The sequence below is a fragment of the Actinocorallia herbida genome (genome assembly GCF_003751225.1).
Lineage (GTDB): Bacteria > Actinomycetota > Actinomycetes > Streptosporangiales > Streptosporangiaceae > Actinocorallia > Actinocorallia herbida.
In genome coordinates, this window is record NZ_RJKE01000001.1 from 108,164 (window position 1) to 126,789 (window position 18,626).

The window sequence follows — 18,626 nt, forward strand, 5'->3', positions numbered from 1 at the left end:
GTCATGATCGACGCGGCCATCAACGCTCCGGACGGGAAGCCACGTGGGGGCGTCATCCTGGCTCACGGGATCACGGTCGACCGGGACGAGGGCGGGATGTTCGTCCGGCTCGCCGAGAGGTCGGCGGGTGCGGGTTTCGGGGTGCTGAGGTTCTCGTACCGGGGGCATGGCGAGAGCAGTGGGGCCCAGGAAGGCATGACCATTGTGGGCGAGATGCTCGACCTTCAGGCCGCGGTCGCTGTCGCGCGGACGGAGTTCGAAGGCCCGTTGTCTCTCGTGGCTGCGAGCTTCGGCGCGGTCTCCAGCCGCGTTCGCCGCCTTACCTGGAGGGTCGGCTTTCGCGCTTGGTCTTGTGGAGTCCGGTGCTCGATCTCGTCCGGACCTTCGTCGAGCCGGAGCTTCCCCGGGGAGTGGAGAAGTTCGGGCCCGAGGCGCAGGCGGCGCTGAACGATCGCGGCCACCTGCTCGTGGACGACGAGTTCAAGCTCGGCCGGGTCCTGTGGGGGTGAGGAGGACGGGCATGTGGCGGAGGCCGGTGTGCTTGTTGGTGCGGGTGAAGGTGGGTGGGGCGGTGGGGGTGAGGGCGGTGATGTGGGTGAGGAACGAGGTGAGGAGGGCGTGGAGCTCCAGGCGGGCCAGGGGGGCGCCCAGGCAGAAGTGGGGGCCTCGGCCGAAGGCGAGGTGGGGGTTGGGGGTGCGGGTGATGTCGAAGGTGTGGGGGGCGGGGAAGACGGAAGGGTCGCGGTTGGCGGAGGCCCACCAGAGGGTGATCTTGTCGCCGGGGGAGAGCGCCGCGCCGTTGAGGGTGGTGGGGCGGGTGACGGTACGGCGGTTGTAGGGGGTGGTGGAGGTCCAGCGGAGGATCTCCTCGATGGCGGAGGGCAGTAGCGAAGGGTCGGCCTTGAGGGCGTGCCAGGCGGACGGATGGTCGATGAGGGCCTGGACGCCGAGGGCGAAGGTGTTGCGGGTGGTCTCGCTGCCGGCCGCGATGAGGAGGTGGAACAGCATCTGCTGCTCCAGTTCGGTCAGGGGGCCGCCGTCGACGGTGCCGTGGACGGCGACGGAGAGCAGGTCGTCGCCCGGGTCCGCGCGCTTGCGGGCGAGGAGCGCGGTGCCGTAGGCGGACATCTCGGCGGCCGCGGCGCGGGTGCGCTCGGTGGACTCGCCGAGGTCGCGGTCGGCGTGGTCGAGGGTGGTGTTCGCCCAGGCGAGGAGGCGGTGGCGGTCCTCCTGGGGCACACCGAGAAGGTGGGCGACGGCCTGAAGGGGGAGTTCGGCGGCGACGTCCACGAGGAGGTCGCACTCGCCCTTGGCCACGGCGGCCCTGACGATCCCGTCAGCGCGCGCTTGGAGATCGTCCCGGAGGGCGTGCAAGGCGCGCGGGGAAAGGCAGGGGGCGAGGAGGCGGCGGAAGCGGGTGTGCCTGGGCGCGTCCATCATGTTGAGCAGGACGCCCGCCGCGAAGCCCGCCGGGAGGTCCTCGATGAGGGTGCCGCCCCCGGCGCGGCCGCCTCCGCCCGCGGAGGAGAACACCGCGGGATCGCTCGCGGCCGCCAGGACGTCGGCGTACCGGGTGACGACCCAGAACCCTTCCCCGCCGGGCGTGTGCTCTGTGGGCTCGTGCCAGACGACGGGGCCGCCGCGCAACTCGTCGAAGAGGGGGTGGGGGAAGCCGTCCGCGAACAGGTCGAGGTCCGTCAGGTCCATGCCGCGACCCTCGCACGGAGCGATCACCCGTTCAAGGCACTCGGACGCCTGCCGGTGCCGCCCGCATCCGGTCGAGCTGCTCCTCCACGGACCCTGCCGGTCACTCCTGGCCGAAGAGGTGGGTGTTGAGGCCGCGGGGGCGGGTGCTCTCCTCCGGGACCGAGGCGGTGTAGTAGTTCATGATGGCCGTGACGCGGAGCCCGGGGGCGGTGAGGGCGCGGGCGTAGTGGGGGTTGCGGCGGCCGTCGAAGAAGACGAGGTGGCCTGCGCGCGGGTGCAGTACCGCGCAGTTCCGGTCGATCTCGGCGGGGCCGCGCGCCGCGGTGTCGTGCGCGACGGTGAGCTCGCCTCCGGTGCCCTGCGGGTTGTCGGTGCAGAACAGCAGGCCGGTCAGCGGGTTGGTGTCGACATGGCACTCGAAGCGCATGTCCGGCGCCGACAGGATGTTGAGCACGACGCTGTAGCGGGGGTCGTGAGAAGTCCGCACGGGCTCGCCCGCGACCTCCTCGGCGAAGTCACGGAAGACCCCGCGGTACGACTCGGCCAGCCAGGGAAGGTCGCGCTCGACGGCGTCGGCGCGCACCCGGCCGCGGTGGACGCCGCCCTCGAAGAACGGGCTCTCCCGGGTGAGGAACGGCGTGACGGGGTAGCGGCGGGTGTCCGAGGACCGGGCGGCCAGGCCGCTCACCTCCGCGCGCCAGCCGTCGGGGAGGAGCCCGCCGACGTCGAGACCGGTCCAGCGGAAGTGGGGGAGTGCGGGAGACGTGTCCTTGCGCATGATTCCTCCTCAGGAGGGGCACGGGGGTTCAGGCGCTGTGCAGGGCGGTCCGCCCAGCGCCGACAGCGGGGTGCGGGTCGGGGACGCGCAGCCATCCGCGGTGCGGAGCCATGTCGGTGCCTATCGCGGTGATCTCTTCATGGTCGTCAGGGTCGACGAGGGTCGCGCTGCGCAGGTCCCGGTAGTACGGGTCGGACAGCAGGTGCATGTACTCGCCCGGCGCGCACGCGGCGAGCAGCGTGCGCAGGACGTCGAGGCTTCGGCCGAAGACGCCGAGCCCGTCGAAGTGGACGCGGCCGAAGTGCTGGGCGACCCGCACCTCGAGCGTCGCGTTCTCGCTCGCGAAGCTCGCGCCGCCCCTTCGGTTGAAGGTGCGGACGCCCGCGTGCACCCCCGTGGCGAACACGTCGTACACGACATGCGTGGGCACCGTCATCGGGAGCATGAGCAGCAGGACGTCGCCGCGGTCGCGCAGGAAGGCACGGTTGCCGAGGTCGAAGGGGAGCCCGCGGTCGGCGAACGCGCCGGCCAGGATGGCGCCGAGCCGGGACCTGACGCCGCGGGTGGTCATGTCGTCACCGGCGCGGATACCGGGGGAGGTGTAGGAGAGCGCCGTCAGATGGTGGAACGCGCTCTCGGACGCCGGGACCAGAGGGGGCTGCGGCGTGACGGGTGCGGCTCCCCGGATTCCGTTGGTGCTCATGCGGCATCGGCCCTTCACTGCGCCCTCCGGAAGGTCCCCCACCGGAGAAGGTCAATCACCCCGAACGTTCGCGATATTCAAGTTGTACCTACATCTGAATGTTCTTGTTGCCTGGCTAAGAGCCTGCCAAACCTCGTATACCTATAACGGATAAAGTCCCGTGCACCTACGAACAGATCACTGTGAGGATCCGACTACCGGGGGTGCGCCCCCGGGGCGGACCTGCCCCGGGGGCCGCCGCCCTAGCGCGTCCGCCAGCCGAGCTCCGACAGGAGGTCGTCGCCGACCGGGGTGAAGTGCACCGACTCAGGCCAAGTGGTCAGGTAGGGCTCCACGACCTTCTCCAGGAGGACGCCGGAGGGCCACTCCTCCTTGGCCAGCGCGGGGACGGGCGCGCCGGAGGCGTCGGTTTCGACGAAGTCGAAGTGGATGTCCCGGTAGTAGGCGTGCAGCCCAGGGTTATCGCTCCAGACGTCGATCCGGATCCGCTGGGCGCCGAGGTAGGCGGCGCCGGCCCAATGGATGAGGTGGCCGCCGAGCTTCCGTCCGGCGACGGTCCGGTCGACCACGAGGCGGTGCAGGTACACCGCGTCGGCGGGATCGTCCTTCCACAGGCTCGGGTTGCGCCGCCGGGTGATCGAGACCGTGGCCACGAGCGCCCCGTCGTCCCCCGCGACGACGAACGTCTTCCCGCACTTCAGGCCCTCGCGGATGCGGAGCGCCCGGCCCTCCTCATCCGGCCAGGGCCGCGCCCACTGGTCGGTGCCCATCGTGCGCAGCCACGCCGCCCTGCGGTCGATGAGCTCGATGATGGCCGGGATGTCCTGCTCCGTCGCAGAACGGATGATCAACGCGTCGTGGGTCATGGCTCCGTCGCACATGCCTGAGGCCGTGCGGGAGTGGCTCCGCACGGCCTGGTGAACTGGACCACGGACCGCCTCGCGGGGGCGGTTCGGTCCGCGAACAAGGGGGGTTCTTCCGGTCAGGACGAGCCCTTGTCGGCCTCCGGAAGGAGATCCTGGGGTTGGCCCGGAACGTCTCCCACGTCGAGGAACAGCTGGTTGCGGTCCGCGGGGTAGACGGTGTTCGTCACGCGGATCGGCTTTTTGTCCTGGTCGTAGGCGAACCTGTCGTGGACGATCACCACGCTGCCCGTCTCGCGCAGGTTGAAGAAGTTCATCTCGTTGTTGTCCGGCACCCTCGCCGTGATGCGGTCGCGGTAGGAGGACTGGACGACGCCGAGGGTCTCGTTCAGATAGGCGATGACGCCCTCTTCGATGTCCTCGGCGTCGAGGAGCCGGTCGGCGCCGTCGGCGAACCTCATCGGGTAGAAGGAGGTCTGGAGGGACCAGGGCCGGTAGTCGTCGAGGCGGCGCTCCTGGTGGCGGACGACGACGCGGCCGCCGACCGGCAGGTCGAGCGCCTTGGCGATCTTGGGGTCGGCCCGCACGATCTCGACCCGCGGCGGCGTCTGGTAGGACCTGCGGTCCTGAAGGTTCGCCTCGAACGAGTACTGTTGGCCCTCGCCGCCGCCCTTCGCGGAGTCCTCGACGACGTGGACCGAGGCGATCGTGATCGCGAGCGGCACCACTTCCTTGAGGACGAAGGTGCCGCGGCCCCGGGACGTCGCGACGAGGCCCCGGCTGACGAGGATCTTGATCGCCTCGCGGATGGTGTTGCGCGAAGCCCCCTCGTACTCGTCCATCAGCTGCGTCTCGGTCGGGAGCTGGGTGCCCTCGGAGAATTCGCCGTCGGCGATGCGCTGCGCGAGCTTCTCCGCGATCTCCCGATAGCGCGGAACGGCCAAGGGGGGCCTCCTTACCTCTACCTCTGAAAAGTATGTATCCAGCAACAGGGTCGGCCAAGCGGGATGTACCCGGTGATCTCATCTGCCACATAAGGAATTGTTCCGTTTTCCGGTTTGGCGAGGTGAGGTCCGGGTTATCTAGTTGTTGGTACCACTTGGATGACTGGACCGGAACGCCCCAAGGTACCACTTGAATCATGGTCGGGTGCGGAGATCTGGCAACGGGAATGACCTCTGCGCTGAGTGATCGGTTCGAGTCCGCGTCGCAGTACAGAACCCCTGGTCAACCCGAAAGGAGCGGTGATGCTCACCGCCACCTATCTCGTCGCCTTCCTCGGTCTCATCGGCTTCCTCTTCTTCCTCGCCCGCTTGGTGGGCGCCTTCTGGGACACCTCCTTCCGTGGGAGGGGGCGCGCGCACGGCGCCGTCGCCGGGAGGCCGAAGTCCGGTCTCGTCTACTTCTCCTCGTCCGCGGACCCGGAGCCCGTCCGAGTGGGGGAGCGTGCTGCCTGAGTGCAGGGAGGCGTTCCTGAGGGCCGGGTGGCGAACTCACCCGGGCTGAAATGGTCCGTCAGTACTTTCTGTAACAATGGCCACCCGGCGCTCTGGCGGGTCGCCCCGGCAAAGCCCCGGGTGAACTTCCGGGGGTGCTGATGAGCGCCAGTGCCGGGGGTGTACAGAAGTCCTTTTTCATGGCAATAATTGTCGTGAAGTCTGTCGAAAGGGATATTCCGTGCGCCCTCTTCTGGTAGAACACCCGGACCGCTGGGTCAACCTCCCCGCGCCCCACGCCGTACTGCTGATCCTGGAATTGCAGCGCCGCGGCCACGTGGTGGTCCGGGCCCATATGGACCCGTGCGGTCCGCGGGACTACACGATCGTGCTTCGCGACAAGGCGACGTCGCAGCTCACCGCCCTCGTCTGGGACGAGGAGAGCGGGCTCAGGCACGGGAGGTTCGTGTCCGGCCGCCAGGGTGAGCGGACCCGGCTCGAGAACGCCGTCCACCTCGGCGGGGGGCTGCTGCCCCCGGCATGCGACGTGGTGGACCGGATGGAGAACGGGGTGTCGGAGCCGTACCGCAGGTACCGCGCCCACACCGACCTGCTGGACGGTTTCGACGATCGCCTGCGGGCCCTGCCTTGGGTCGCCGTCCCCGCACACCCTCTGCCCGCGACGCCCCCTTCCCGCCTTGCCCAGGTCGCCTAGCCGAGCTTGAGCAGCTGATCGATGGCCGCGGTCAACGCCGATCGCAGGCCGTCCGGCTCCGGGTCCCTCCGGAGCGCGCCCTCCGCGATGCTCCTGCCGAGCAGGAGCAGGAGGTCCTTGGCCGCGTCCTCCGCCGTCGGCTCCGCGAAGTCGGGTGCGGCGCTCGCCGATCGTGCGGACAGCCGGATCCAGGCGTGGCAGAAGGTCTCCTTCAGGGAGACCGTGACCGGCCGGAAGGAGGCCGGGTCCAGGCGGGTGGCGTACTGCACCACGTCCTCGTAGAGATGTGCGGCGACGATCAGTGACAGGTCGCCGGGGCGGTCGCCGATCTCCCGTTTGAACGACGGGGCGTCCAGCAGCCGGAACATGTGGATGACGGCCCCGCCGATCACGCCGTGGCCGTCCAGGTGGACGTATCCGTCGCTGACGGCCATGCGGAGCCTGAGCCGGAACGGGTCGGCCAGCACATGGTTGTAGGCGCCGAGCATCCTGCGGAGCGCGTCCGCCAGGTCGTCGATGACGGCCTCGACGTCGGTGTCCTCGGGCGCGATGACGAGGATCCCGTCGCCCCGGTCCTCGACGTGGCATTCCGGCCAAGGCAGGCCGGTCTCTTCGCATGCGGTCCGGACGATCGAGTACATCGCGTCCCGCAGTTCGCGATGGACCTCGGGGTCGCGGTGGCGGCTGAAGGAGACCGCGTCCACGGCGAACATCGTGCGGTGCAGCCGCCCGCGGCGGCTGATCTGGGACGGCCTGGGCAATGGGCTACCTGCCTCACGGGTCGGGAGGGCTGACCGGCCTCGGCGGACTCCGACCGGACGGCACGACCGACCGGCCGGCCGGTCCAGAGGCCGGGTCCGATGTCGTGGGGCGGCCTACCGGAACGCCGTCTCAGGGGATCGGACGCAGCGGCGTCCCGATTCGCCCCCTATGCCCGCCAAATCGGTGCGATCCCCTCGCCGACACCTTCGGTCGTCGACCCGTCCGGCTTCGCCGAAGGACCCACGGTGAGAGCGGACGCCCCCGACCTATCTGGACGTACCGGACACGACAGGTCACTAAAAGTCAGGTCATGTCGGTAATTCTCGAGACGAAGTCCCTTGAGTGGGATAAGTTTCCGAATCCAGCGTCGGTTTCTCGGTGGTCCGGAGGCGGACCGGACGGGACACGTGGATGTTCTTCGAGCACGAAGCGCCCACGCAGGGCGAACCGTACATGCGCAACACGACGCGGTACCTGTGCGCCGCGGCCTACCTCGACGAGGACTTCCGGAACCGGGTGATCGCCGAGTACGTCGAGGACGAGCACCGGGCCGTCGCGCCGGGCGGCGGTTACGACCTGGCCGCGGTCGTCAAGCACTGCCTGCACGCGAGACGCCTCGTGCTCTACCGGGACGTGGTGTTCGTGGTGGCCTTCGTCCTGGGATTGCTGCTGAACGGGTGGGCGGCCCTGATGGCGGCGGGCACCCTCCTGTGGATGGCCGTCCTCTTGCGGGTACGGCGATGGCTCCTGGCCAAGAACCGGCGGTGGCTGGCCCGGTACGTGGGGTTCACCGCGATGGTCGGCCCGCTCTTCCAGGTGTTCTCGACGGTGAGCGGGCTCTTGGCGCTGCAGGCGGAAATGGCGCTGTCGCAGGCATACCTGGACCCCTCGGCGACCGAGCCCGACATCCCGAGCATCCTGTACCTGATGGTCGTCCTCTTCGCCGCGTTCCTCGTGGTGGCCGTCGCCATCGAATGCGGTTACCTCGTCTTCGTCTACCGGCTGATGCAGCGGACGCTGCACCCTCTGAGCGACGTCGAGGCCCCGGCGTCGCCGAGCCCGCACACCGCACGGCTGCTCGACCGGCTCGCCGCGGCGCAGCACGGCAACGTGAGCGTGTACAGCGTGCACCCGTTCCTGGGCTCGGGGCGGATCCGCAAGCAGTGGGCGATCGTCCTCGAACTCGACCGGACGACCGGCGCCGGGGAGGCGCGGGTGGATCCGGCGCGGCTCCAGGCCCGGGTGTGGCAGCGGATCAGCGAGATGAAGGTGCCGGACCCGGGCGATCCCGGGTCGCTGCCGAAGCACGAGAGCATCGTCGGCCTGGACCGCCCGCAGATGCACGTGGTCGCGCACGGCAGGCTCGCGCAGTACTCCAGGCCCCTCGGTCTGAACGGCCAGGTGGTGTCGGGGCACCCGCTCGTCGACTCCGGCGGCGCGCCCTATTCGCACGCGTCCGCCGAGGCGGTCGACGCGATCCTGCACCATCCGCAGGGCGCGCTGCGCTGCTACCAGCGGATCTCGGTCGACTCCCGGGGCCAGCTCGTGTCCGGGAAGGATGGCGCCGCCGTGGCCCCGGCCGAGGACCAGGACGTGGCGACCACCGCCTTCCTGCACGTCGCGGTGGAGGGCAGGATGCTCTACGCGCAGTTCATCGCGACGGCGCTCACCCCGGTCCGCCGGGAGTTCAAGATCGTGGACGAGCTGCCGTCCGTCGCCGGGCAGAGCCTGGTCTGGATGGCGCTCAGGCGCCGCTGGGACGCGTTCCCCTCGGCTGCGGTCTTCGCTCCGCTGCGGATCGTCCGCACGCTCGCGCACATGGGCTTCGCCGCGCTGCGGGCGGGAACGGCCCAGCCGCAGCGGCTGACCGTGCACGACTACGGCTTCCGGATCAGCCCGCGGGAGCTCGCGGCGAGCGCAGGCTACGACACCTATGTCCAGCTGCTCGACACCGACAAGTACATCCGGCTGATCGAGCGGCGGGTGAACGAGGCGATCCTCGACCATCTGTCCGACGAGTGCGGGGTCGACGTGTCCGCCTACCGCGAGCAGATGACGGCGATCACCAACAGCAGCGTCACGATCACGGGAAGCACCATCACCGGAAGCCAGATCAACACCGGTGCCGGGGCGACCCAGGTCCGGCAGACGACCTCTTGAAAGGGCGGCCCATGCGCGACGACCGCAGTGTGCACATCTCCGGCGGCACGGTGTCGGGCGGACAGATCAACACCGGTGACCACGTCACCATGAACCAGGCGGGGCAGGACACGGCGCCGGAGCTGGCGGCGGCGCTGGACCGGGTCGCGGAGCTGCTGGCGCGGCACGCGGCCGAGCTGCCGGAGGCGGCGCGGGCCGGGCGGGACCTGCGGGACCTGCGCGAAGAGGTCGAGTCCGCCGATCCGGACCTCCCGCGCCGCAACGGGGCGCTGGCCCGCCTCACCCAGCGGGTGACGGTGGTGACGCCGCTGCTCGAGGCGGTCGAGACGGTCCGGAACCTCCTGGGCTGACGTCGGCCGAGCCCGCGCCCGCGGCCGACCGCGGGCGCGGGCCGCCGGATCAGGCGGACGCGGACGCGGGCTCGGGTGCCGCGGCGGCGGGCTCGGCGGGGGTCGCCGAGGCGGCCGCCAGGGCGAACAGCCCGGCGACCGCGTAGGCGACGCCGTAGGACGTCGAGGTGATCAGCGCCCCGACGAAGCCCGGCGTCAGCGCCGCCACGAGGTTCTGGCCGGTGTTCTGCACACCCATCACCCGCCCGGCCCAGGACGGCCCGGCCAGCTCCGACACCGCGGTGAAGGCGAGTCCGTTGCCGCTCATCGCGATCGCGGTCGCCGCGATGATCAGCGGTGTGCCGATCGGGGTGGCGATCCCCACGGCCAGCAGCAGCATCACCGCGGCGTTGCCGACCGCGAGCCGCCGCATGGGCCGCAGCCTGCTCCCGGCCAGGTCCGACCAGCGGCCGCACGCCAGCCGCCCGACCGCGCCGAGGATCTGCGCGCCGGACACCAGGGCGCCCGCGACCGCGGGATCCCAGTCGTGTTCGCCGATGAGGTAGGCCAGCGCGAACGCCGAGGTGGCGAACTGCGGCACGACCAGCAGCATGCTCGCCGCGTGCACCCGCCACAGCGCCCGCGATCGGTAGGGCGAGGCGGCCCGGACGCCCGAGGCCGCGGCCTCGGGGCGCGGCGGGTCCACCACGAGCAGGCCGACCAGCAGGCCGACGCCCAGGCACAGCACGGCCATGGCCAGCAGGGCCGCGCGGACGGTCGGGAACACCGTCGTCAGCAGCCCCGCGCACGCGACGCCGAGGGGCAGCGCGGTCTGCCGCAGGCCCATCGCCACGCCGCGCTGCTCCTTGGGGAACCAGCCCAGCACCACCCTGCCGCTCGAGGCGTTGACCGACGCGCCCGCGGCGCCCGCCAGCACCGCGCAGGCGCCCAGCAGGAGCGTGCTCTCGGCGTAGGCCGCGCCCAGCAGCAGGGCGCCGGTCAAGGCCAGGCCCGAGGTCATCGCCAGGCGCTCGCCGAAGCGGTCGGTGATCCAGCCCCACAGGACGAGCGTGCCCAGCATGCCGAGGCTCGGCGCGCCGACGAGGAAGCCGGCCTGGGCCAGGGAGAGTCCGCGTTCGCTCTGGAAGGCGGGGAGGAGGAAGGGAAGTCCGTAGATGAAGACGCACGCCGCGCCGTTGCCTGCCATGCCGAGGCTGAGCATGGCCCACCTGTGGGGGTTTCGCATGTCCTGCACGATAGCGCTTGTCTCACAAAATAAGACAAAACATCTCGAATACTGAGATAGGCAAGGGAACCCGCTCGCCGGGAGGCCGAAGTGCCGGGAAAAGCGACCACGGGCCCACGGCGCTGTGCCGTGGGCCCGTGGGCGTCATCGAGTCAGGGTCGGTCCGGCCGGAGCCGGGTAACCGGCTCCGACTAGCGCCGCCACTTGCAGGTGTAGAACCACTTGAAGCCGCGGTGGTGGCGGTCCCGGTCGCGGTCCCAGCGGTCCCGGTCCCAGTTCCGGTCACGGTCACGGTCCCAGCGGTCGTCGTCATCGTCGTTCCACCAGCGGTGGTGGTCGCGGCGCGGCTTCCACTCACCCCAGCAGTGCTTGAAGCCGTTCCGGCCGTGGTGCCGCCAGTGGTGGCGCTTCGGGCGCCAGCCGTAGTCGCCGGTCGCGATGGTCGCGGACTCCGACACGCTGGTGACACTGCTGACCGGAGCCGCCGGCGCCGCCGAGGCGACACCCGTCAGCGTGGACAGGCCGATGGCGCCGGCACCCGCGGTGACCGCGAGACCCTGCACGATACGGTTGATGTTCATCTTCCGTTCCCCCTCTGTCGCGTGTGTTTGGATCACGCGACCCGTCACTCAAAGTCGGTATTCCTGCACGATCGGTGACCAAAACCCGATCAGGGGGATTTGACTGATCTTGGGGACAACGAAGGGCCGGGCCCGTCATGGACGGACCCGGCCCGGGTGGTGATGCTTCGCCTGAAGATCAGGCGCGGTCGAGGATCAGAGGGTGCCCTTCTCGTAGAAGCGCACCTGGACCCGCTTCTTCGCCTTCTTGTACTTCTTGTAGTGGTTCTTGTAGTGGTACCTGTGGTATCGGTGGTGCTTGCGGCACGGCTTCTTGCTCTTGCCGTGGTAGTGGACGTAGTAGTCCTCGTCGTTGTCCCACGGGCTGGGCAGGCCGGGGAACTTCTTCCACCAGTGCTTGTGGTGGTCGCGGTCCCGGTCCCGGTCGCGATCCCAGTCGCGGTCCCGGTCCCAGTCTCCGTCCCGGTCGTTGTTGAGGACGTTGTTCCGGCTGCTCAGGTCCACGGCGTCGCCGCCGGGGCAGTCGGCGGCGGTCAGGATCCTGCGGTTGGTCTCCAGTCCCTCGATGTAGTCGCGCTCCCCGCCGTCCAGTGGCTGCCGCCTGTGGAGCAGGTGGCTCGCGTACTCGACGGAGTCGTTGGCGACCCGGACGAAGGTGTAGGGCTGACCGGCATCATCGCTACGGTGGCAGATGCCGACCAGATCACCAGGGGCCTTGGCCGCCTGGACCGCACCCGTCGTGGCCGTCAGCGCGAGGGCCACCACACCGGTGGTCACCCCCAGGCCGCGCCACCATCGGCTCAGCTGCATATCTGCTTCCTCCCCCCGGCCACAAGCATCATGATCTTGTGGCTTTTCCTGCACTCTAAGGAGCCGTCGGAGCCGGGGAGGGGCGTGACACGCTGCGCTCCTATATCGAATAAGGCCCGCGTTGGCAAGAGATTCTTTCGGTTTAAGACCGACAGAAAGTGGGTTCCCTGGGCCGTGATGGCCGTTGACCGGGCCCCGTTCGCTGGATTAGGTTAGCCTTACCTAATTAAGGGGTCCGTGTGCTGAGTGACTCACCGCTGCGCGAAACGCTCGACGGTCCGCCGCGCGCCGCCCGTCCCGCCGCGTGCGACGGCGGCGCGGCGTCGGCCGCCGAACTGCGGGTGCGTCGCGCGCTCAACGCTCTCGCGCCGTTCCCCGAACGGACCCTGCACGAGGTCTTCTTCCGCCGCGCCCGCCGCGTGCCCTACGCCGCGGCCGTGCGCTGGGGCGACTCCGGCGTCCTGACCTACGGTGAACTCGCCGTGCGCGCGCTGAGCACCGCGGCCGCGCTCGCCGAACGCGGCGTGCGGCCCGGCGATCGGGTGTCGGTGGAACTCCCGAAGGGCCCCGACCAGGCCGTCGCCGTCCTCGGGGTGCTCGCCCTGGGCGCGGCCTACGTGCCGATCGGCGCGCATACGCCGGGCCCGCGCCGCAGGGCGCAGCGCGCCGCACTGGGCGCCGCCTTCGCCATCCGGCCGGGCTCGCCCGTCCTCGCCGGGCGCGACACGCCGCTGCGCCCCGGAGCCGTGCCGCCCGCGGGCGCCGCCTACGTGGTGTTCACGGCGGGCCGGGGAGGCGCGCCCAAGGCCGTCGAGGTCGCCCACCGCGCCGCCGCCCACACCATCGACGCCCTGGTCGAGCGCTGCGCGATGGACGACACCGATGTCACGTTCTGCGCCGCGCCGCTGGAGTCCGACCTCTCGGTCTTCGACATGTTCGCGGCCTGGACCGTCGGCGGGTCGGTCGTGCTGCCCGAAGAGTCCGCCTCGGCGGCGCGCCACGCCGAACTCGCCGAGCGCTGGTCGGTGACCGTGCTGAACGGCGTGCCCTCGGTGCTCGAAGGGCTGCTCGCCCAGGACCGGCCACTGCACCTGCTGCGGACCGCGCTGCTCGGCCGCGCGAGCGCCCCGCCCCGGCTGCTCGCCTCCGCCGCCGCCCGGCTTCCGCACTGCCGCCTCCTGCGGCTCGGCGGCGCGACCGAGACCGCCCTGTACGCGACGGTCAGCGCCTACCCGGGCCGCCCGGACGCGGTGCCCTACGGGGTGCCGCTGCGCGGGGTCGCCTGCCGGGTCGTCGACGCCCTGGGCCGGGACGTGCCCGACGGCGTCGCGGGGGAACTGTGGATCGGCGGCGCATGCCTCGCCGAGGGCTACGCGGGCGACGCCGCCCGCACGGCCGCCGCCTTCCCCCCGCACGACGGCGCCCGCTGGCACCGCACCGGAGACCTGGCCCGCTACCTCCCGGGCGGCGCCCTTGAGTACCTGGGCCGCACCGCCGGGGCTCCAGCGGCCGCCCGCCGCACCGCCTGACGCGGCACCCCCCGAACACGGGTGAGGACGTCCGACACGGAGGGACGTCCTCACCCGCTATTTCTTTCGCGTGGTGCCCGCCCCGGTCCGCGGCGCTCGGCGTGGCGGGTCAGTCCAGAAGGCGGTGGAGCCAGGCGAGGCGGGCCGCGCGGGCCTGACGGGAGAGCGCGGCCTTGGGGGCGAGAAGGTCGAAGCCGTGGAAGCCGCCGGGCCAGACATGGAGTTCCGCGGTGCCGCCGGCCGCCCAGATGGCCGCGGCGTAGGCGACGTCCTCGTCACGGAACGTCTCGGCGGAGCCGACGTCGATGAAGGCGGGCGGCAGGTTCGCCAGGTCGGTGGCGCGGGCGGGCGCGGCATAGGGGGACACGTCGGGGCCGCCCGTGGCGTCGCCGAGCAGCGCGGACCAGCCGGTCGCGTTGGACGTGCGGTCCCAGACGCCGATGCCGTCCATCTGCGCGCCGGACACCGACGAGTTGCGGTCGTCCAGCATCGGGCACATGAGGAGCTGCCCGAGGAGCGCGGGACCGCCCCGGTCGCGCGCCATCAGCGCGACCGCCGCGGCGAGGCCGCCGCCCGCGCTGGTTCCGGCGACGAGGACGCGCGCCGGGTCGACGCCCAGCTTCGCGGCGTTCTCGACGGTCCAGGCCAGCCCCGCGTAGCAGTCCTCGACCGGGACGGGGTGGGGGTGCTCCGGCGCGAGCCGGTAGTCGACCGAGATGACGACGAGGCCGAATTCGCGGCCCCACCGCAGCGGGTCGAGGAGGCCGCCGCGGGCGTCTCCGGCGATCATGCCGCCGCCGTGCATGTAGTACACCGCGGGCAGCGGCCCCTCCACGTCGGCGGGCCTGCCGACGATCAGGGGGATCTCGCCCTGCGGGCCCGGCGCGGTGATCTCCTCGACGGTCATCGCGCCGCCGAGCGTGAGGTCGAGCCCGGGCAGGGTCATCGTGCGCGCCGAGCGGAGGCCTGGAATGTCGGCCGGGGTGATCGTGGGGGAGACGACGGACGCGAGGGCTTCGAGCGCCGCCTTGAGTTCCGGATCGAAGGGGGGCGGTGTCTTCGTCATGGGGGTCATGGTCGCATGCCGGGACACTTACCTCGGTGCGTAATCGAGTGGGCTTTTTCCTTCGGTTCCGACAATCCCGGCAGGGGCCTCCTGCCGTAGTCTCGACCAGCACTATCGGAGCAATTCCCCCCATTACTCCCGCACTCCGCGAGGTAACCGTTGGTGACCACCGCAGGCCCGTTGCTCGGCCGTACCCGGCAACTCGTCCTGGACCTGTGGGAGATCTCCCGTCCTGGGCTCTTCCTCGTCTCGCTCGTTCCCTACTACCTGGGCTATCTGCTGGCGGGGGAGAAGCTGATCGGGCCCGCGACCGGCCTCATCGGCCTCGTCGTGTGGGGGCCGCTCGTCTGGCTCGCCGTACTGGCCATCAACGATGCCTACGACCTGCCCGGCGACCTGCTCAACCCGCGCAAGAACACTCCGCTCACCGCGGGCCGGATCACCGAGCGCGGCGCGAAGATCGCCGCGTACTCCGCGGCGGCCCTGGCCATCGCCCTCTCCTTCGCGGTGCGTCCGGAGATGGCGCTCGCCACGTTCGGGTTCCTCGCGTGCGGCTGGATCTACAGCGTGCCGCCGCTGAAGTGGAAGAACCGTCCCGGCCTCGACGTGGTCTCCAACTGCATTCCGCTCGGCATCTTCACCGTCATGGGCGGCTGGGCCACGGTGAAGTCCTTCGAGGGCTTCCCGTGGGTCGTCGCGGGCGTCGTGCTGCTCGTGGAGATCGCGCTCTACACGCCGACGATGATCCCGGACATCGACAGTGACCGGGCCAGCGGCTACACCACGATGGCCGTCAAGATCGGCGCCCGCCGGACCTATCTGCTCGGCTTCGTGTGCTGGACCGGTTTCTGGGTCGTCACCACCGTGCTCGCCGCGATCGGCCACGTCTTCCCGCAGTGGATGGTCTGGTTCTGGGCGCCGTGCGCGCCGCTCTTCATCTGGATGTACCACCACGGCCTGGCCCACGCTCGCGAGCCGAAGGACATCGCCAAGGGGATGCTGCGCGTCGGCAAGCTGTTCCTCATCCCCTGCGCGGTCTTCGTGCTCGGGTACGTGGGCGTCCTGGGGTAGCGGTCAGCCGATCTTCTCGGCGTTCAGCGACTTCATCAGCTTCGGCCACAGGTCCTTCATGATCCGCCGCCAGGCGGGCCAGTTGTGCCGGCCGTCGCCGTAGAGGTTGGCGGTGTGCTTGATGCCGAGCTTGTCGAGCCGCTCGTCGAACGCCCGGTTGAGCTCGCCGACGATCTGCTCGCCGCTCAGCCCGACGTCCAGCGGGCTGACCTCGGGGTCGCCGGGGCCCGCCTTGCCCGTGGTGCCGGCCGAGAAGTAGATCTTGGTGCCGCGCAGCCCCTTCGCGAGGACGTACGGGTCGTTCCGCTCCCAGTTGGCGCGGTCGATCACGGGATCGCCGAAGATGTCCCAGACGCTCTGGCTCTGCGTGATGGCGGTGAGCGCGGTCGACGCGGGGATGCCGGGCCCGGTCATCCAGAGCGGCGAGCTGAGCGCCGCGACGAACTTGTACATCCGGGGGTTGCGCGCCGCGTACTTCATGGCGCCCATGCCGCCCGCCGACACCCCTACCGCGGATCTGCGCTTGTTCGCCCGGTAATTGCGCTCGATGAGCTGAATGACGTCCTTGGTGTGGAAGGTCTCCCAGCGAGGATTGCCGCGCTTTCCGCCGTTCCACCAGTTCGTGTAGCTGCTGCTCGCCGCCTCGGGCATCACCACGATCGCGTCGTACTTCGCCGCCCACTGCTCGATGCGGCTGTTCTTCGTCCAGGACCGGTAGTCGTCGCTGCCGCCCGAGTAGGCGTACAGGACGGGCCAAGTGCGCGCGGCGTTCTTCCGCCAGCCCTTGGGCAGGAGCACCCGGACCTTCACCGGGACGTCCAGGTTCGGAGTGCGGACGGTCAGGTCGCGGCCGAGCCGACCGACCCGGGTCTCCTTGATGATCTTCGCTCCGCTGTCGGCGGGCCGGAAGCCCGCACGGAACGGCTCCACGGGCGCCGCCGCGGCGGGGAGGCACAGCAGCGGGACGGCGCAGAGCACCGCCGCGCCGGGTGCGGCGGCACGGGAGAGGTGGGCCTTGTTCATGCCTTGCAGTCTTATACGCGCGAAACATTCTTGATACACAGTTCACTGAGTGAGACATCGGCCTCATGCGCACCCGGACGCACATGGGCCCGTCCGGTACCGGTCACCGGACGGGCCGACGAGCGGTCGGCTCAGCGGCCGAACGGCTCGTCCCGCATCGCCTCCCTGATGCCTTCGCGCAGTTCAGGACCATCGGTCTCGCCGTGGACCTTCACCGCGTGCTCGACGGCGGCCTCCATCACCTCGTCCGGCTTGCCACCGATCGTGAGCGTGCAGGCGGCCTCACTCGGCCACATCCGGCAGTCGACCATGGTCCTGCCGGACCGCGCGTGCTCCTCGGCGCCCATCACCTCTAGATCGCGGAACACCACGGGGCCGCGCACGAGCCGCTCGACCTTCTTGGCGAACTCGTCGGTCTCCGGCAGTGCCGAGTTGTCCTTGGCGGCGATCTGGTCGGGGAACTCGACGAGGAAGAAGTAGTGGTCCGCCCGGCTCACGTCGCGGGCGGTCGTGGTGCGGATCGCGGTCCGCTTGCCCTCGGTCTTGGCGACCCACTCCTCGGTCAGGGACTGGATCTCCGGCATCCTCGACGTCTCGATCTCGATCATCTGGAGGAACATGACTCGCCTCCCTTCACGTCCTCGCCTTCCACCCTACGCCGGGTTTCACCGCAGGCCGGAGCCCGATCTGCGGTGCTGTCGAGGGGCGCCCCACGGTCAGTACAGGACGGGCCGGAACCCCAGTGCGGAGGGGGCGAGGCTGTCCAGCAGCCGGTCGACGTGGACCAGCAGCTCGCCGTGCAGCGGCCAGTGCCCGGGATCGTCGCGCAGCAGGCGGCCGAGCCGCTCGCGGTGCTGGCGGGCCTCGACCAGCAGGTCGTGCGTGGTCTGCCCGAGGCGGCGCCCCGACTCGGGCGTGGAGGCGGTCGCGGCGGCCGCGTACAGAGGGACGGCCCGGGACAGGGTCCGCAGGGTGAGGCCCAGTTCTTCGCGCACGTCGGTGGCCCACATGTCGACGCCCAGGCCGCCGCCGTCGCGCAGGTAGAGATAGGTGCGGTCGGCCATGCAGCGGGCGAGGCCCCGGGTCCTGATCGACGCGGCCTCCAGGGTGCTCATCGCGGTGCGCAGCGCGGCCGACGGGCCGCCGATCCGGAACGCGCGCGGGTTCAGCCGGGTGCTGTCGTCGGCCTCGCCCAGGCGCGCCGCGACCGTGCGGGCCTCCTCGGCCAGCCGGGCCGCCTGGCCCTGCCAGCGGGTGGTGTGCGCGTGGTCGGGCTCCAGATGCAGGTCGTCGGCGAGATCCTCGAGGAACCGGCCGACGTCCATGGCGAGGCCGCGCAGCGCGTCCTCGGCCGGTTTGACCTTGACGGGCGCGGTCACCAGCGTGCTGACGAGCCCGACGCCCGCGCCGATCAGCGTCTCCACCACCCGGCCGAGCGCCGCGGTCTCGGTGCCGAGCTGGAGGATGAGCATCGCGCTGATCGGCACTTCGAGGATGTGGTCGCCGAGGTTGAACAGCCGGCCGACGAGCAGTGCGAGGCCGATCACCAGGCCGAGCGTCCACCAGTGGAACCCGAGCGTATGGGCGATGAAGACGGCGAGGAGCACCCCGCAGGTGACGCTGATGATCCGCTGGATCGAGCTGGTCAGCGTCTGGTACAGGGTCACCTGCACGATGAGCAGCGCGGTCAGCGGCGCGAGGAGCGGCGGCGGTCCCGTGCGCAGGAAGTCGGCGACCAGGTAGGCCACCATGGCGGTGACCACCAGGCGGAAGGCCGTTGCGAGCGTCACCCCTCTTTCTTAGGCGACGCGGGGTCAACGCCGGGTGCGCCGCCCGCAAACTCCAGC

At 70.7% G+C, this 18,626-nt stretch carries 20 protein-coding genes and 1 pseudogene; 8 read left to right on the forward strand and 13 right to left on the reverse strand.

What is annotated here, in order from left to right:
- Positions 1–3 precede the first annotated feature (3 nt).
- Both EDD29_RS48045 and EDD29_RS46635 read left to right on the forward strand, forming a co-directional pair.
- Positions 4–288, forward strand: a pseudogene (locus tag EDD29_RS48045) (alpha/beta hydrolase); the annotation flags it as partial.
- A 74-nt stretch (positions 289–362) separates the two neighbouring features.
- Positions 363–509 carry a hypothetical protein gene (locus EDD29_RS46635; RefSeq protein WP_246052436.1) on the forward strand — a complete coding sequence of 49 codons (147 nt, stop codon included), beginning with the start codon at positions 363–365 and terminating at the stop codon, positions 507–509.
- Here EDD29_RS46635 and EDD29_RS00755 read toward each other — a convergent pair.
- From EDD29_RS00755 to EDD29_RS00775, 5 genes are all read right to left on the reverse strand, one after another.
- Complete coding sequence (locus EDD29_RS00755) at positions 481–1,707, reverse strand: cytochrome P450 (RefSeq protein ID WP_123661667.1); 1,227 nt, start codon at positions 1,705–1,707, stop codon at positions 481–483. The two genes, EDD29_RS46635 and EDD29_RS00755, sit on opposite strands and share 29 nt — an antisense overlap.
- A gap of 100 nt (positions 1,708–1,807) precedes the next feature.
- A complete protein-coding gene (locus EDD29_RS00760; protein ID WP_123661668.1) occupies positions 1,808–2,485 on the reverse strand; it encodes a 2OG-Fe(II) oxygenase in 678 nt (225 codons plus the stop codon).
- 28 nt (positions 2,486–2,513) lie between these two features.
- Positions 2,514–3,188 carry a hypothetical protein gene (locus tag EDD29_RS00765; RefSeq protein ID WP_123661669.1) on the reverse strand — a complete coding sequence of 225 codons (675 nt, stop codon included), beginning with the start codon at positions 3,186–3,188 and terminating at the stop codon, positions 2,514–2,516.
- Between the two features lie 242 nt (positions 3,189–3,430).
- On the reverse strand, positions 3,431–4,054 hold the full coding sequence (locus tag EDD29_RS00770) for a GNAT family N-acetyltransferase (RefSeq protein WP_170201237.1): 624 nt from the start codon (positions 4,052–4,054) through the stop codon (positions 3,431–3,433).
- Positions 4,055–4,170: 116 nt separating this feature from the next.
- A complete protein-coding gene (locus EDD29_RS00775; protein WP_148085830.1) occupies positions 4,171–4,995 on the reverse strand; it encodes a GntR family transcriptional regulator in 825 nt (274 codons plus the stop codon).
- Between the two features lie 303 nt (positions 4,996–5,298).
- Here EDD29_RS00775 and EDD29_RS00780 point away from each other — a divergent pair, with 303 nt between their 5' ends.
- The gene (locus EDD29_RS00780; RefSeq protein WP_123661672.1) at positions 5,299–5,508 is read left to right on the forward strand and encodes a hypothetical protein; all 210 of its coding nucleotides are present in this window, start codon (positions 5,299–5,301) and stop codon (positions 5,506–5,508) included.
- 220 nt (positions 5,509–5,728) lie between these two features.
- The gene (locus tag EDD29_RS00785; protein ID WP_123661673.1) at positions 5,729–6,202 is read left to right on the forward strand and encodes a DUF6292 family protein; all 474 of its coding nucleotides are present in this window, start codon (positions 5,729–5,731) and stop codon (positions 6,200–6,202) included.
- Here EDD29_RS00785 and EDD29_RS00790 read toward each other — a convergent pair.
- A complete protein-coding gene (locus tag EDD29_RS00790) occupies positions 6,199–6,963 on the reverse strand; it encodes a hypothetical protein (RefSeq protein WP_123661674.1) in 765 nt (254 codons plus the stop codon). The two genes, EDD29_RS00785 and EDD29_RS00790, sit on opposite strands and share 4 nt — an antisense overlap.
- A 412-nt stretch (positions 6,964–7,375) precedes the next feature.
- Between EDD29_RS00790 and EDD29_RS00795 the strand changes: the two genes are divergently transcribed.
- Both EDD29_RS00795 and EDD29_RS00800 read left to right on the forward strand, forming a co-directional pair.
- Positions 7,376–9,124 (forward strand): metal-dependent hydrolase, encoded by a 1,749-nt coding sequence (locus tag EDD29_RS00795; RefSeq protein ID WP_123661675.1) that lies wholly within the window; start codon positions 7,376–7,378, stop codon positions 9,122–9,124.
- An 11-nt stretch (positions 9,125–9,135) separates the two neighbouring features.
- Complete coding sequence (locus EDD29_RS00800; protein WP_123661676.1) at positions 9,136–9,474, forward strand: DUF5955 family protein; 339 nt, start codon at positions 9,136–9,138, stop codon at positions 9,472–9,474.
- Positions 9,475–9,523: 49 nt separating this feature from the next.
- Here EDD29_RS00800 and EDD29_RS00805 read toward each other — a convergent pair whose 3' ends face one another.
- The 3 genes from EDD29_RS00805 to EDD29_RS00815 all read right to left on the reverse strand — a co-directional run bounded on the left by EDD29_RS00805 (position 9,524) and on the right by EDD29_RS00815 (position 12,090).
- On the reverse strand, positions 9,524–10,699 hold the full coding sequence (locus EDD29_RS00805; protein ID WP_123670186.1) for an MFS transporter: 1,176 nt from the start codon (positions 10,697–10,699) through the stop codon (positions 9,524–9,526).
- Between the two features lie 191 nt (positions 10,700–10,890).
- The gene (locus tag EDD29_RS46150) at positions 10,891–11,280 is read right to left on the reverse strand and encodes a hypothetical protein (protein ID WP_211359515.1); all 390 of its coding nucleotides are present in this window, start codon (positions 11,278–11,280) and stop codon (positions 10,891–10,893) included.
- A 195-nt stretch (positions 11,281–11,475) separates the two neighbouring features.
- The gene (locus EDD29_RS00815) at positions 11,476–12,090 is read right to left on the reverse strand and encodes a hypothetical protein (protein ID WP_123661677.1); all 615 of its coding nucleotides are present in this window, start codon (positions 12,088–12,090) and stop codon (positions 11,476–11,478) included.
- 239 nt (positions 12,091–12,329) lie between these two features.
- Here EDD29_RS00815 and EDD29_RS00820 point away from each other — a divergent pair, with 239 nt between their 5' ends.
- Entirely contained in the window at positions 12,330–13,619 is a 1,290-nt protein-coding gene (locus EDD29_RS00820; protein WP_123661678.1) for an AMP-binding protein, read from the forward strand.
- A gap of 109 nt (positions 13,620–13,728) precedes the next feature.
- Here EDD29_RS00820 and EDD29_RS00825 read toward each other — a convergent pair whose 3' ends face one another.
- Positions 13,729–14,685 (reverse strand): alpha/beta hydrolase, encoded by a 957-nt coding sequence (locus EDD29_RS00825; protein WP_123670187.1) that lies wholly within the window; start codon positions 14,683–14,685, stop codon positions 13,729–13,731.
- Positions 14,686–14,847: 162 nt separating this feature from the next.
- On the opposite strand from EDD29_RS00825, the gene EDD29_RS00830 reads away from it, so the two are divergent.
- The gene (locus tag EDD29_RS00830) at positions 14,848–15,756 is read left to right on the forward strand and encodes a UbiA family prenyltransferase (protein ID WP_170201238.1); all 909 of its coding nucleotides are present in this window, start codon (positions 14,848–14,850) and stop codon (positions 15,754–15,756) included.
- A 3-nt stretch (positions 15,757–15,759) separates the two neighbouring features.
- Here the strand turns inward: EDD29_RS00830 and EDD29_RS00835 are convergent, their stop codons facing one another.
- From EDD29_RS00835 to EDD29_RS00845, 3 genes are all read right to left on the reverse strand, one after another.
- The gene (locus EDD29_RS00835; protein ID WP_123661680.1) at positions 15,760–16,779 is read right to left on the reverse strand and encodes an alpha/beta hydrolase; all 1,020 of its coding nucleotides are present in this window, start codon (positions 16,777–16,779) and stop codon (positions 15,760–15,762) included.
- A gap of 131 nt (positions 16,780–16,910) precedes the next feature.
- On the reverse strand, positions 16,911–17,399 hold the full coding sequence (locus EDD29_RS46640; protein WP_246052437.1) for a DUF1059 domain-containing protein: 489 nt from the start codon (positions 17,397–17,399) through the stop codon (positions 16,911–16,913).
- Positions 17,400–17,495: 96 nt separating this feature from the next.
- Positions 17,496–18,569, reverse strand: a complete 1,074-nt coding sequence (locus EDD29_RS00845; RefSeq protein ID WP_123661681.1) for an FUSC family protein — start codon at positions 18,567–18,569, stop codon at positions 17,496–17,498.
- Positions 18,570–18,626 lie beyond the last annotated feature (57 nt).